Source organism: Dinghuibacter sp., assembly GCF_035492835.1.
Lineage (GTDB): Bacteria > Bacteroidota > Bacteroidia > Chitinophagales > Chitinophagaceae > Dinghuibacter.
In genome coordinates, this window is sequence record NZ_DATJIY010000163.1 from 26,347 (window position 1) to 41,102 (window position 14,756).

A 14,756-nucleotide genomic window follows, 5' to 3' on the forward strand; every position below is an offset into this window, starting at 1 on the left:
GAAGCGCTACTCGAGCAATCGATTGCGCAAGCGGATCGCGCATGTCCATCCCGGGGCCGGTTCAAGTCCCCGACGCTTATTCTTGTAAAATTTAACGGTGATTTTACCCTTACCTAACAGACCGCTCATATATGGTTAAGAAATTGTATGGCATGAACAATCACCTCCTGACAAATGCACAGATCGTAACGCCTGCCTGCCATTTCACCGGAAGCATCGAGATCGCGGACGGCGTAATCGCTGCGATACACAAAAACAGGACATTCAAAAGGGGAATTGACTTAAAGGGCGCCTGGTTGATCCCGGGTTGCGTCGACATCCATTCCGACTGGTTGGAAAGCGAACTGCGGCCTCGGTCCGGCGCTTCATTTCCCCTTCCCCTGGCCCTTCATTTCTTGGACGTCCGGGCTGCAACCTGCGGAATCACTACTGTATTCAACACCATCAGATTTTGTGACGAAGAAAGCGAAAGCCGGACCTTCGAACAGGCTATTTGCATGGCCCGGCAGATCGATGAAGTAAGGCACGGCATGCTTCTGCGTCATTTCCTACAGGCCCGGATCGGTCCCCACACGGACACCCTGGTCGGCCGCCTGGCGGATTTGCAGGCACTGCAGAGTCTGCGCATGGTGGTCTTCAATGATAATATACCCGGGGAGCGCCAGTACTCGCTCAACCAAAGGATCGAAATGGGAATGAGGGAGCTCGGCACCTCCTGGGAGGAGACCCGGGACAGGTTGCTGGCGCAGATCCAGGAAGCTCGGGAGCTCAATCACCGCATGGTCATCTACGATGCCTTCAAGGACAAGTGCGCTTTCGGAAGTCACCACGACACCACGGTCGCCCAAATCGTCGAAGCGGGGTCGTCGCGTTCCTTTCTGGCGGAAATGCCCACCACGCTGGCGGCTGCCCGGAAAGCAAAGGAGGCGGGGATGTGGGTGTCTATGGACGCGCCCAACTATTTTAGGGGAAGGTCACATTCCGGGAGCCTGGCCGCCGTAGATGCCATGGAAGAAGACCTCGTCGATATCCTGTGCAGCGATTACCACTTTCCGACAATATTGGGTAGCGTGGTGCGGATGATTGATGAGGGCATGGCTCCCAACAAAGCGGTGAACATGGTTACCCTCAACCCGGCCAGGTTGTTGCGCCTCGATCATGAAATAGGCAGTATCACAGTGGGGTGCAAGGCAGATCTGGTCGCTTTCCGTAGCGAACGTGCCTTTGCCTCCGTTAATTCGGTATGGGTGGATGGCGTCAGGAAGTTTACCGCCGACTATACCGGAGACGTCACTTCCCTCGGCGTACACCCCGACCGCAGCGTTGTATCGAAACCGGACAACGCGTATCCCTGGACAAGCTACTAATACATTAGGCGTCAATCCGTAGCAAGGGGGGCACGTAATTGGTGGCCCGCCGGTTATGCTGTTGAACTACTTCAAGATTGCCTTCCGGTATTTCCGGAAGAACAAGCTCGCGACGATCATAAACCTTACCGGTCTGACCATTGGCTTGTCCAGCTGTCTGCTGATCGCGGTATACATCCTCCACGAGCTCAGTTACGATCGCTTCGAGACAAAGGGGAACCGCATCGCCCGGGTCATCATGGAATACGCCTTCAACGGTTCCAAGGAAAGCAAGCGGGGAAACTATACCAGCACCAAGGTAGCCCCCACCTTCAAACGCGTCTTCCCCGAAGTGGAATCCGCCGCGCGGATGCAGCAGGACGTCATGGTCGTCAATTACCAGGACAAGCAATTCGTGGAGGACCGGTTTATGTTCGCCGACTCCTCCTTTTTCGACCTCTTCTCTTTTGGATTGGCCCAGGGCGATGCCCGTACGGCGTTGAGCGGGCCGGGGAAGGTGATCCTGACCGCGTCCACGGCCCGGAAATATTTTGGCGGCGCCAGCCCGGTGGGGCAATTATTAAAGGTCGGCAACTTCGTCCAGCCCTTCCAGGTGACCGGCGTCATGCCCGACTGTCCGTCCAATTCCCAGATCAAGTTCGACTTCCTCGCTTCGTTCTCCAGCCTGGGCGAGAACCAGGAGGATACCTACTGGGACGCCAACTATACCACATACCTGCTCCTAAGGACGCCCGGCGGTATTGCCAGCCTGCAATCAAAGCTGCCCGCCTTTATGCACAAGGAAATGGAGGGCAAGGGAGCCACGGTCAACTTTTATCTGGAGCCCTTTCAAAGTATCCACCTCCACTCGGAGTATGCCGGTTTCGAGCCGAACAATGACATCGCTTATATCTATATCCTGGGCGCCGTCGCCTTGCTGATCCTGGTCATTGCCTGTTTCACCTATATCAATTTGTCGACCGCCCGGTCGATGGAGCGGGCCCGGGAAGTGGGGGTACGGAAGGTCATGGGCGCCGGCGGGCGTCAGCTCTTCTGGCAGTTTATCGGCGAGTCGCTGATGATGGCGGGCGTTTCGGTGTTCATCAGCCTGGCCGTCGCGGAGCTCGCGTTGCCGGCCTTCAACCAGCTCACGGAGACCGAGCTGCCGCCCGCGGCGGTGTTCGCCCCGGGCGTGATCGGGCTGCTGGTGGCTTCGATTGTCTTTATCGGATTACTGGCGGGTATTTACCCGGCCCTGGTATTGTCCCGCTTCCAGCCCGTAAAGGTCCTCAAGGGCGCGTTCAAGAACACCGACAGGGGTTGGTGGATGCGACAGTCGCTGATCGTTTTCCAGTTCGTCATCAGCGTCTTCCTGATCGTTTCTACCGTGGTGGTGCAAAAACAGCTCTATTACATCCAGCACCGGCAACTGGGTTATGACCGGGAGCATGTACTGGTCCTTCCCGGCGACGCCCGGATGTACGATAAGCTGTCGCTGCTCAAGACCGAGTTCGGCAAGACGCCGGGCGTGTCGGGTCTTAGCGCCACCAACAACAGCCCCGTCAACATCCTGGGCGGCTATAATATGCGGACCGCCACCATGCCGGAGGACCAGCAGATCGCCGTCAACGCCAACCCGATCGACGAAGGCTACGTCCGCACCACCGGTCTGGAGCTGGTGGCGGGTCAGGACCTGACCGAACAGGACGTAAAAAATACCGCCCTGCCCGACAGCCTGCGCGTCTACCAGTTCCTGCTGAACGAGTCTGCCGCCCGGGAGCTGGGCTGGACGCCGGACAAGGCCGTCGGCCAGCGGATGTACCTGGACGCCACGCGGCCCGGTTTTGTAAAAGGGGTCGTAAGGGATTTTCACTTCGAGTCGCTGCACAACCCGATAAAACCGGTCGTGCTGTTCCCGGAAGTGCGGGTGCGTCGCTGGCTCATCAAGCTGGCACCCGGCGATCCGCAACCGGTCATCGCCGCGCTAAGCGCCAAATGGAAGGAGCTGGTGCCCTACCGCCCTTTCGACTACCACTTCCTGGACGACGACTACGACAGGTTGTACCAATCGGAAATCCGCCTGGGCAAGGCGCTGGACGTATTCGCGGGTATCGCCATCGCCCTGGCCTGTCTGGGGCTGTTCGGTCTTTCTTCCTATGCCGCGCAGCAACGCGTCCGGGAGGTGGGTATCCGCAAGGTGCTGGGCGCGTCCGTCTCCCAGATCATCGTGTTGCTGTCCCGGGACTTCGTACGGCTGGCGGGGATCGCTTTCCTGCTGGCGGCGCCCATAGCCTGGTGGGTCATGCATCACTGGTTGCAGGATTTCGCCTACAGGACATCCCTGAGCGTATACGTATTCCTGGCGGCGGGTTTGGCCACACTGGCGCTGACGCTGGCCACGGTGAGCGTCAAGGCGGTCGCCGCGGCGTTGAGCAATCCGGTGAAGAACCTCCGCACGGAATAGGCGGCGAGGCCACGGCGCTTGCCGCTCGTCCACAATTTTTTGGCGTTTCCGGTTTTCGCCTATATTTGCAACAATGATGCAAAAACTATCTGCACGTATTGTTGCGGTATTGCTGCTGCTATCCCTCTTTCAAAAGATGGGGATGGAGCTGTGGTTGCATCATTTTTTCCATGAGAACCCACGGGAGCGCACGGTGCACTCCACCGGCGCCGCCGTAGCGTCCGTCCATTGCAGTTGTCTGGACGATACCCTCATGCCCATGGTCGGCGCGGAAACCATCACGCTGACGCTCACCGTCGCCGTCCTGCGCGACCGTCGCCCTTCCGCGACGACCTCCCTCCGCCACGAGGATAGGGAACGCCCCGCGCTTCGCGGTCCTCCACAACAAGCCTAGTCTTCCCCAGAAGCGATGCCCGACAGGCATCCGTATGCCCATTATTTCCCGCAAAAAACCCTTTTCATGCAACGTTTATCATCCTGGCGCGCCCCGCTGGCGGGCGCCATCGTACTCGCATCCCTGACCATCACCGGTTGTAACAAGAACGCGTCTTCCATCGCCACGCCGCCCCCCGGCAACGAATTCCTGACGACCGTGGAGCTCCAATTGACCAACACGGCAAACGCCGCCGACGTCCAGACGTGTACCTGGACGCAGATGAGCCCGTACACCAATACCTACCAGGTGGATTCTACGTATAGCGGCAAGGCCTTCCTGAAGCTAAAAACCAACAGCACCTATGCCTGCAAGGTCATCCTCCTGGACCAGACCCAGAACCCCGTGGCCAACATCAGCGACGAGATCCTGGCCCGCGAGAACTACCACCTTTTCTTTTTCCAACCGTCGCCGGTAGCGGCTTCCAGCGTGATCGTCAGCGACACCTCGACCAGCATCCCGATGACCGACTGGCAGACCGCGCAGTCGCCGTCCGACACCACGGCCTTCGGGACGTCCATCAGCGAGGTCACCGCGTCCAGCGCGGCGCCGGCGCTCAACCTGTGGGTAGAGCGTACGGACCTGGATACCAACAATCCGCCCTTGCAGATCGGGCTACAAGACAATGTCTATACGGGCGCCGCAAGCAATGGCATCCTGCGGTTCGTGCTGCGGCACCAACCCAACGCCAAGAACGGGACCTATGCGCCCGGATCGACGGACCTCGATGTCACTTATGCTGTATCCATTCAATAAAACAACCACCATGCGAATTATCCTTCTTTCCATAGGCGTGATCTTCACCGCGCTGACTGCATCCGCACAGAGCTTTATCGAAGTCGGCGGCGGCGTATCCCTCCCCACCGGCAACTGGTCGAAGGTGTCGACCGCGACATCGATGACCAGCATCCAGGGGACCGTAGACGACCCCAGCGGCTACGCCAAAACGGGCGGTTTCTTCTCCGTCGACGGCGCCTGGTTCTTCTCCAAACACTTCGGCGTAGGGCTGATGTTCCGGTACGGCACCTATAACGTCAAGGGGATCGACTCCCTGTCGCAAGGCTATGAGGAGTCGTTCGACGTGGACCAGACGAGCACCACGGCTACCCACTACACCCTGTGGACGGTGACGCCCGGGTTGTACTTTAGCCTGCCGCTGACAAAGAAACTGGCGTTTACGGCGCACGCGCTCGCCGGCATTTCCCACGCGACCACCCCGCAGATCGTCGTGGGGATCGAAGACGGCGGCGTGGACGACCCCCCGGTGATCCAGCACTCCGCTTCCAAAACCGCCTTTGCCGCCGACCTGGGCGTGGGGCTGCGCTATAGCGTCATCCGTTGTCTGGCGCTGGAGCTGCGGGCCGATTACGCCTATACGAAACCGGACTTCACCATCGCCAATGATGGGCGGAACAACAACGCGGGCCGCGAGGTCGACCACTACGACCAGTCGCTGGCGGCGGTGAATTTTTCCCTTGGAGTGGCTTATCTCTTCAAACACCACTAAACCCAATATGCCATGATCCGATGGACCGCCACTGTCTTGATGCTCCTTGTGTGCAACGCGCTCTTCGCACAAACGAACGGCGGGGTGACCTTGAGCGGCCATGTATACATCCCGGGGGGAGGCGCCGCCGGCGCTGCCGTGCGTCTCCCGACCCTGGGTGTCGGAAGCCTGACCGATAGCTCCGGTGCGTTCCGGCTGGCCGGCCTCCAACCCGGCCGCTACCGGCTCCAGGTGTCGATGGAAGGATACAAGACGCTGGATTCGGTCTTTGACATCCGGCGCCCGATGGTGTTGAGCTTTGTGTTGGTCAGTAACGTGGAGCAGCTGGGCAGCATCACGATCACGGCCCCGGGACTCAGCCCTTCGCAAATCGCCACCGTGATCAAATCGACCTTGTCTGGCGCGGACCTGGAGCGGACGCGCGGATTGTCGCTCGGCGAGTCCCTGAAGGGCATCGCCGGGGTGAACAGCCTCCAGGCGGGCCCGAACATCTCCAAACCCATCATCCACGGGGTGTACAGCAACCGCGTCCTGATCATGAACAACGGGGTTCGGCAGGAGGGGCAGACGTGGGGTAACGACCACGCTCCGGAAGTCGATCCGTTTATCGCCACCAGGATCACCGTCATCAAGGGCGCGGCCAGCATCCGCTATGGATCGGACGCCGTCGGCGGCGTGGTGCTGCTCGACCCAAAAGACCTGCCCACGACACCCGGCGTACACGGGGAGGTCAATCTGGTGGGGATGACCAACGGCAGGGTAGGCGTGGGCTCCGGCATGCTTGAAGGCGCCGCGGGCAAAAAATGGGAGGGTCTCAGCTGGCGCGTCCAGGGTACGCTAAAGGACGCGGGCAACGCACAGGCGGCGCACTACTACCTCGGCAACACAGGCTTCCGCGAGAATGACTATTCCGCCACGCTCCAGTATAAGAAAGCCGGCTACGGAGTGTCGCTGTACTACAGTCAGTTCGATACGAAGATCGGGGTCGCCGACGCCTCGGTCGTGGAGTCGGCCGCGGATTTCGAGCAGGCCATTGCCCGGTCCGAACCTGCGGTACCGGCGTCCTTTACTTATGCGCTGCGGCGGCCGTACCAGACCGTGGAGCACCAGCTCTGGAAGGCCAGCGGCTTCGTCGATCTCCACAACGCCGGTAAATTGGAAGCCATCTACGCCTACCAGCACGACGTCCGGAAAGAATACGACGCCAACCCTTCCGACAACAACGACACCGCGCTCAATACCGACAACATCCCCGACCTGGACTTCCGGCTGAACACGTATACGTTCGACCTGGTATGGGACCTGCCCACCTTGTGGGGCAAGCTTAACGGCAGCATGGGCGTGGACTATATTTCCCACGGCAACGTCCAGCAAGGCACCGGCTACGCGGAGCTCATTCCGAACTTCCTCGACGACGGCGGCGGCGCCTTTTTGATCGAGAAGTACAACACGGGTAAATGGCTGGTCGAAGCCGGCGGCCGTTTCGACTACCGCTGGCTGGAAGCCTTCCAACGCAACCCCGTCTATCCAACCATCGTCGATAAACCCACCTATACCTGGACCGATCCCACGTTCAACGTGGGCGCCACCTATACGATCAACCGGCGCTGGTCGGCCGACCTCAATTCCGCAACCGCCTGGAGACCGCCCCAGGTCATAGAGCTCTTCGCCGACGGCATCCACCAGAGCGCCGCGTCCTGGCAAAAGGGCGATTCCTCGCTGACCATCGAGCAGGCGTATAACAACAACTTTTCTGTCGTCTATTCGAGCCCGAAGCTGCGGGTCGAGGTGGGAGGGTACGCCAACTATTTTCATCATTATATTTACGCCAAACCCGACCTCTCCGTAGACAGCGCTTCAGGTAAGGTGTATCCCGTCGTGGTGCAGACGGCCCAGGGCGGCTATCCCGAGTTTACCTACACCCAGGTGAACGCGTTATTCATCGGGTTGGATGTGGATGTGACGTGGGACTTCGCGAAGAACTTTTCGTTGCTGTCAAAAACCAGCTTGCTCCGCGCGCGGAACCTCACCATCCATGACTGGCTGATCGACGTACCGGCGGACCGGTTTGACAATTCCGTGCGCTACAACCTGCCCGCGGCCGGCCGCTGGAAGAACCTGTATGTGAGCCTCAACAACCTCGTCGTCGCCCGTCAGTCCAGGGTCCCGCCCAACAGCGACTTTGCACCGCCGCCCGCGGGTTATATGCTGTGGGGCGCCGGGGTAGGTTGCTCGATCCCCTTTTTCTCCAGGACCATCGACGTGAGCCTTTCCGCCACCAACCTGACCAACGTCGCCTACCGGGACTACCTCAACCAATTCCGGTACTACGTGGACGACCTGGGGCGGAACATCGCCCTGCGCCTCCTCATTCCCTTCGACATAAAAAAATCGTAATGGAGCACATCCTCCAGCAACACGGACTGCACCATCCCGGATCGGGATGCCGTCTTCACCTCGTCTGTTACGTATGCGGTAAGATCGCCTCCGTGGATGGCGTGCCGGCGCCGGAGATCGCGCTGCCGCCCGGGTTTACCGCCGAGTCGGTCGAGGTGATCGCGGGCGGCGTTTGCACGGATTGCCTTACACATGCATCCGGCCCGCGGCAAGCGGCACGACCCCGCCCCGGACAAACACCCCCTCATCCCTAACGGTCACGTATAAGTGGCTTTCGCGCCCCAGGTGGACGCCCTGGACGATGTCAATTTCGCTGCCCGCCGCGGCCGCGCCATACCGAACGAAATACGCGCCTGCCGGCCCCGCCAGGCTGCCGGTGGCGATGTCTTCCACCCGTCCTTCGTTGTCCCCGGTTCGGATCGACCGGCCGTCGACGTCCACCAAACCGATGAACTGCGCGCCCACCGCTTCCAACAGCCCGGACAGGTTCCTGGCGCCGATGGGCGTTTCCACGAACCGCTCCCTGAGCGGTACGAGCAGGTAGCGCAGACCGGTGGACACCACCTGCACCGGGTACCGGTCGTCGACGCCGTCGATGCCCAGCGCGTCCAGGATCGGCTGCACGGCGGCGGGTCCCGGCCGCTCGCCAAAGAGGGCCGCGCCCTGGTTCATTTCCGCGGTAAAACCGAAGGCCGTCCTGTGGGTGACGACCGGTATGGTTTTGCTGGAAAAACGGAGCATCCACCGCGCCTCGCCGGCGCCTTCCTTATACAATGCATGGAGCTGCGCGGCCGCGCCCAGGGAAGGGTGCCCGGCAAAGGCGAGCTCTTCCTCCACGGTAAAGGCGCGGGCGTCGAACGCGTCATCCGCGTATTGTCTCAGGAAGATGGATTCAAACTGCTTCATCTCCTGTGTCAGACGGAGCATGCGGTCATACGACAGTTCGGTGTCGGGAAAAAAGATCGTCAGCCCGTTCCCGGACAGGGGAACTTCGGTAAAGACGTCTACATGAAAGTATCGCATAGTACAAAGGTAGTACCTTCACGGAATGAGCACCCTTTCTATCCCGCAAAGCCTGCTTCCCGGCGACGACCGCGCGCTGAAGCTGCACGTCTACCGGAGTCAGGCGGAACGCACCCTCAAAAGCCAGATCGACATCACCCAGCCGCTGTTCAGCTTCCTGCTGGAGGGAGAAAAACAGGTACACTTCCAGGCAGAAACGGTCCGGTGCTCCACGGACCGGGCGCTGATATTTTCATCCGGGCACTGTCTCATGACCGAAAGGGCCGCGCAGAACGGACACTACGCCAGCTTGCTCTTCTTTTTTTCCGAATCCTCGGTTGCCGCGCTCAGGGAGAAACACCCGACACTATTCGCGCACCGGCCAGGGGGCATACAGGCCGGTTTTATCCTCGAACAGGACGCGTTTATCCGGCCGCTCATCGGGTCGCTGTTGCAGCTCGAGACCCAACCTGCCATCGCCGACGCATTGCTGCCGCTCAAGTTCGAAGAACTGATGGTCTACCTGGCGCACCGCTACCCGGCGGACTTCCCCGCCTTCGTCGCGGGGCTGGACCGCGGCGGAGCGGAGGGGCTGCTCAGAAGGGTAGTGGAGCACAACATCCACAGCAACCTGACGCTGGAAGAGCTGGCGTTCCTTTGCCATATGAGTCAATCGACCTTCAAGCGGAAGTTCGAGCTGGTCTATGGCGCGCCGCCGATCCGGTGGTTCCATGAACGGCGGATGCGCCGCGCCGCCCACCTGCTCGAACACCAGGGCCGTAAAGCCACCGAGATATACGAAGAGCTGGGTTACCGGAACCTGAGCAGCTTTGTACAAGCCTTCAAAAAGGAATTCGGCGTGACCCCGGGGAATTTTGGCCGGATAGCGACACTTTGTGAACCGGCGGCTATACAGGCTCATGGTTAGGGCGGTTTACTTTTGCGTAAATCTTATTGAATTATGAAACAAGTCTATGTCCTGGCGGTGACGCTCGTACTCGCCACCGCCGCGCATGCCCAGAACTTTACGCTGAAGAGCAAGGAGCTCGGCGGTCAGGCCACCCAACGCCAGTTCTTCAACGGCTTTGGCTGTCACGGCGACAACGTATCCCCCGAGCTTTCCTGGGAAAACGCCCCCGCCGGCACCCAATCCTTTGCCGTCACCATGTACGACAAGGACGCTCCGACCGGCAGCGGTTTCTGGCACTGGGTCCTGTTCAACCTCCCTGCCACCACGACCAGCCTCCCCTCCGGCGCCGGAGACCCCGCCAAAAATCTCCTCCCCGCGGGCGCGATCCAGTCGATCACCGACTTCGGGAAAGCCGGTTACGGCGGACCCTGCCCTCCTCCCGGAGCGCCGCATGAGTATCTTATCACAGTCTATGCATTGAAGACAAAGCTGCAGCTCGATGCCAGCGCCAGCCCTGCCTTTGTCGGTTTCAATTTGAACATGAACGTGCTGGCCAAAGCGTCGATCGTGATGTATGGGCAGCAATAGAATGCCGCCCGCACGCGGTGACCGTTATAGCGAAAGCCGGAACCCCAGCCCGGCATCGCCGCCGGAGCGGTGACAACCGTTGTATTGGGTGAGGGAGGTGGTCCCGGAAGACATGTACAGCTCGTCGACGCCGGCGCCCGTGCGCCAGTAGCCATAGGAACCGTGGACGAAAACGCTCCAGTGGTTGCGAAGGCGATAGACGATGGCAAGGTCCGGGACCACCCCAAACCCGTTGGCGTGATCGCGGAAGCTGACGGGATGTTGGAAATTATCGATCAGGTTCCAATCGGCGGTGCCGGTGAGGGCGACCTGGTGATAGGATATGGAGGGATCGACTTCCCAGCGGCGGTTGAGCGGGAAGCCGGCGGAAAGGGAACCGGTGAAGCCCTTCCAGAGGGCGTCGTAGCTGCTGTTCAGGGTGGAGGGGGCGTTGCCGGCGTAGGGGAGGATGTAGAGCAACTGGCGGTCGGCGCCGTAGCCGATGGCCGGGGTAAGGGTTATCCCCGCGCCCAGCGACAGACGGTAACCCACCCGCAGCTCGCCCGACAGCACATTGCCCCGGCCCGCGTCGAAATAGCCGTAATAGGCTACGCCGGTGCGGTTGTCGCCGTGGTAGTCGGTGTCGGTGACCTTTCCCCCGCTGATGGACGCCATCGAAAAATGGGCGTAGACCTCCAGCGAACGCCAGACCTTCCAGCGGACGTCGGCGGCGCACAAAAGACCGTTCACGTGTTTCCAGATCAGTTCCGAATAGATGTTAGGCGACTCTCCCTGGAGGTTGCCGGCGATCGACCAGCGGAGTCCTTCGGTCTGGTACCCGGTTTGGATTCCAATCTGCAGCGTAGGGGGCGGCCCGGACGGGTCCGCGGGCGGCATTTGCTGTGCGTAAGCCGCGGCGTGGAAAAGGCAGGCGAGGCAAATCAACGGAACGATCGGGGCATACTTCGGCACGCGCGCGGTATTTGGCTTGGTAAGATACTATATTTATATTTGAACCAAGATGAAATGGCGCGTCTTTCCCGCATGGTTGCCTGCGTTGTGCCCTCTGCTACCCCTGGCCCAGACGCCAAGGCCAGTGGCCGTGGATGCGTTTATGGTGACGCGGATGGCGGAAAAATTCCATGCGCAGCCGAGGCCATTGAACGCGGCTTTTTCGTCCGTTTTTTTTACGCAATTCCTCCACGCGCTCGATAACGATCATTTTTTGTTCCTGCAACCGGACCTGAACCGTATGGAACCCTTCCGGTTCGCGCTCATCCGTCAGGTGGAAGACGAGCGCACCGACTTCCTGGATCTCGTAACCGGTATCTATCGGGAACGCATCCGCGAGGCGGACTCCCTGGTGGAGCTGATCGCGTCCGTACCGTATAAGCCCGCGTATAAGGATAAGGGCGACGTCCCGGGTGACACGACCGCGGCCGCGAACCTCACCGGTATGCGGACAAGGCTGGCGACGCTCATGGGTGAAGCGGAAGCCGCCTGGCTGGAAAGGGACCTGGACAGCGGTTGGCGGGATACCGAACCCAAGGAGCGCCGGCGGGTGCGCGACATGATCCGGCGGGACATCCGGTCCATGACCCAAAGCCCCGGCGGGCTGGTCAAGGCGTTGGAGCTCCAGTATTGCAGCTCGCTGGCCTCGTGTTACGACCCGCATACCGAGTTTTTCTCCTCCACCGAAAAGGAGCAGTTCGAACAAGCCCTGGGCGGCAGGCGGTTTATTTTTGGCTTTGCCATGAAGGAGCAGGGCAACGGGGTATTCATAGACCGCATACAGGCGGGCAGCCCTGCTTTCCGCGCGGGTGTTTTCAGCAAGGGCGACCAGCTCTTGACGGTTCAGTGGGCCGGGAAAGAGGCCATCGACCTGACGGACGCCACCCTCGACGAGGTCAATACTCTCCTGGACGCCAGCAATCACGACGAGGCTACGTTCACCGTAAAAAAGGCGGACGGCACGGTCCGCCAGGTAAGCCTGAGCAAGGAACAGGCGCCGGAGGAAGGGTTACAGCTGGATAAGGTCAAGGGATGGGTGCTCCGGGGCGCGCAAAACATCGGGTACATTTCGCTGCCCGCGTTCTATACCGACTGGGACAATAAAACGGGGGCGGAGCATGGCTGCTCCGAAGACGTAGCCAAGGAAATCCTGGAGCTCAAACGGGAAAACATCGGCGGGCTGATCATCGACCTCCGCTACAACGGCGGGGGATCGCTCCAGGAAGCCATCGACCTGGCAGGTCTTTTTATAGACGCGGGGCCCCTGGCCCAGGCCAGGGACCAGGACGGCAAGCCATACGTGCTCCGGGACGTCAACAGGGGCACGGTCTATGACGGCCCGCTCATTTTGCTCGTCAACGGCTATAGCGCCTCCGCCTCGGAGGTGATCGCGGGGAGCCTGCAGGACTATAACCGGGCCCTGATCGTGGGTACGCCCACGTATGGAAAAGCCACGGCGCAGGTGGTCCTGCCCCTGGATACCAACGTGGCGTATGCGAACCCCGGCAACCTGCAACCGGGCGCGAACTTTTTAAAGCTGACCATCAGCCGGCTGTATCGCGTGACGGGCGCCAGCGCGCAAACCATCGGGGTACAGCCGGACATATTGCTGCCGGTGCCGAAGGGCGCCGTTTTCCGCAGGGAAATAGACGAGCCCCAGGCCCTGCCGGCGAGCGTTGTGGAGCCCAACAAATACTACCGGCCTTATCCGCCCATCGACAAATCGCCCCTGCGGACGCTGGCGGCCGGCATAGACAGCGCCAGGGCGACTTTTACGATGGCCAGTCCCGCCGACGAACAAAAATGGCTGGACGCGGACCCGATCCTGAAAACCGCCACCGAGCAGATCAAACGTATCCTCCAGGACGACCCTTATATGGAGGTCGCCTACAGGGTCGCTTGTCAAATGCATAAAACCTCCAACTGATACTGTATGACGCGCCGCTTACACTCTTTCCTCCTGCTGGGCTTGTGCTGTCTTCTTTTGCCGCTGGCGGGTCTCCGCGCCCAGGACGACCCGGGCAAGTACATGGACGTCATTGCCTCCGCGCTCACGGACATGAACAAAACCTATATGGCATACCTGAGCGCCACCGCGCACAGCCACCGGGCGCGCAAGATCGAAAAGATGCGGCAGCAGACGCTCGAAAGCATCACCAACTGCCGCTACAAGATCAACGATATGCCCTACTACAAGGGGGACAATTCACTCCGGCAAAGCAGCATCAACTACGTCAAGCTGTGCTATAGCGTTTTCAGCGAAGACTACGAGCACATCGTCAATATGGAAGAAATTGCCGAGCAGTCGTTTGACGAGATGGAGGCCTACCTGCTGCTCCAGGAAAAGACCAACGAACGCATCAAGGCCGCCTCGGACAGCATGGACATGGCGGAAAAGGTTTTTGCCGCAAAATATTCGGTCAACATCGTCAACGGATCGAGCGAGCTCTCGCAGAAGATGTCGGTGGCGGAGAAGCTCAACCACTATTACAACGCCGTTTTTCTGTTGTTCTTCAAGTGTAACTGGCAGGACGGCGAGATCACCAAGTCCATCAACAAAAAGGACCTGAAGGACCTCGAGCAGTCACGAAATGCCCTCGACAATTTTGCCAGCGACGGCCTCAAGGCGCTCGACACACTTCGCCAGTTCGAAGGAGACGGAAGCCTGGCCGTCGCCTGTGAAAACGCCCTGAAGACCTACAAGCACATGGCGGAGGTGGAGCTCCCCAAGGTCGAAGACTTCTACCTCAAACAGGACAACTTCGAAAAACTCAAAGCCGCCCTGGACGCCAAACCCGCCAGCAGCCGCACCCAGCAAGACATCGACGCCTACAACAACGCCGTCAGGGACGTGAATACCAGCGTAAACGCCTACAACCAGCAGGGCCAGCAAATGAACAACGACCGCAAGCAGATGAACGATAACTGGAACTCTGCCGAGCAACACTTCATGGATACGCACATGCCACACTATAAAGCCTAGCCGGTTTTCCGGTCACCGGTCACCAGCTTTGCTATCTCCGGCCCGGCCTATAGTCACCGGCGTGGCTGTTGGGGAGGGGGAGCCCTTTTTTCCCCGTTTTTTTCAAAATGTTTGAAAAAAACGGGGAAAAAAGGGC

Annotated in this window: 12 protein-coding genes; 10 read left to right on the top strand and 2 right to left on the bottom strand. The window is 59.9% G+C overall.

Going from position 1 to position 14,756, the window contains the following annotated elements; translation table 11 throughout:
• Positions 1-152 precede the first annotated feature (152 nt).
• From VL547_RS15335 to VL547_RS15360, 6 genes are all read left to right on the top strand, one after another.
• Positions 153-1,367, top strand: coding sequence for an alpha-D-ribose 1-methylphosphonate 5-triphosphate diphosphatase (locus tag VL547_RS15335; RefSeq protein WP_325579340.1), 1,215 nt, complete (start codon positions 153-155; stop codon positions 1,365-1,367).
• Positions 1,368-1,422: 55 nt separating this feature from the next.
• Positions 1,423-3,810 (top strand): ABC transporter permease, encoded by a 2,388-nt coding sequence (locus tag VL547_RS15340; RefSeq protein ID WP_325579342.1) that lies wholly within the window; start codon positions 1,423-1,425, stop codon positions 3,808-3,810.
• A 73-nt stretch (positions 3,811-3,883) separates the two neighbouring features.
• The gene (locus tag VL547_RS15345) at positions 3,884-4,204 is read left to right on the top strand and encodes a hypothetical protein (protein ID WP_325579344.1); all 321 of its coding nucleotides are present in this window, start codon (positions 3,884-3,886) and stop codon (positions 4,202-4,204) included.
• Positions 4,205-4,270: 66 nt separating this feature from the next.
• Complete coding sequence (locus VL547_RS15350; protein WP_325579346.1) at positions 4,271-4,999, top strand: hypothetical protein; 729 nt, start codon at positions 4,271-4,273, stop codon at positions 4,997-4,999.
• 10 nt (positions 5,000-5,009) lie between these two features.
• A complete protein-coding gene (locus tag VL547_RS15355; RefSeq protein ID WP_325579348.1) occupies positions 5,010-5,750 on the top strand; it encodes a hypothetical protein in 741 nt (246 codons plus the stop codon).
• A 12-nt stretch (positions 5,751-5,762) separates the two neighbouring features.
• A complete protein-coding gene (locus VL547_RS15360; protein WP_325579350.1) occupies positions 5,763-8,147 on the top strand; it encodes a TonB-dependent receptor in 2,385 nt (794 codons plus the stop codon).
• A 186-nt stretch (positions 8,148-8,333) separates the two neighbouring features.
• On the opposite strand, the gene VL547_RS15365 is transcribed toward VL547_RS15360, so the two are convergent.
• The gene (locus VL547_RS15365) at positions 8,334-9,170 is read right to left on the bottom strand and encodes a PhzF family phenazine biosynthesis protein (RefSeq protein WP_325579352.1); all 837 of its coding nucleotides are present in this window, start codon (positions 9,168-9,170) and stop codon (positions 8,334-8,336) included.
• Between the two features lie 25 nt (positions 9,171-9,195).
• On the opposite strand from VL547_RS15365, the gene VL547_RS15370 reads away from it, so the two are divergent.
• Together VL547_RS15370 and VL547_RS15375 are read left to right on the top strand one after the other, a co-directional pair.
• Positions 9,196-10,077, top strand: coding sequence for a helix-turn-helix transcriptional regulator (locus VL547_RS15370; RefSeq protein WP_325579354.1), 882 nt, complete (start codon positions 9,196-9,198; stop codon positions 10,075-10,077).
• 33 nt (positions 10,078-10,110) lie between these two features.
• A complete protein-coding gene (locus tag VL547_RS15375; protein ID WP_325579356.1) occupies positions 10,111-10,647 on the top strand; it encodes a YbhB/YbcL family Raf kinase inhibitor-like protein in 537 nt (178 codons plus the stop codon).
• Between the two features lie 24 nt (positions 10,648-10,671).
• Here VL547_RS15375 and VL547_RS15380 read toward each other — a convergent pair whose 3' ends face one another.
• Complete coding sequence (locus VL547_RS15380; RefSeq protein ID WP_325579358.1) at positions 10,672-11,598, bottom strand: hypothetical protein; 927 nt, start codon at positions 11,596-11,598, stop codon at positions 10,672-10,674.
• Between the two features lie 49 nt (positions 11,599-11,647).
• Between VL547_RS15380 and VL547_RS15385 the strand changes: the two genes are divergently transcribed.
• On the top strand, positions 11,648-13,564 hold the full coding sequence (locus VL547_RS15385; protein WP_325579360.1) for a S41 family peptidase: 1,917 nt from the start codon (positions 11,648-11,650) through the stop codon (positions 13,562-13,564).
• Positions 13,565-13,570: 6 nt separating this feature from the next.
• Entirely contained in the window at positions 13,571-14,620 is a 1,050-nt protein-coding gene (locus VL547_RS15390) for an LIC11966 family surface protein (protein WP_325579362.1), read from the top strand.
• Positions 14,621-14,756 lie beyond the last annotated feature (136 nt).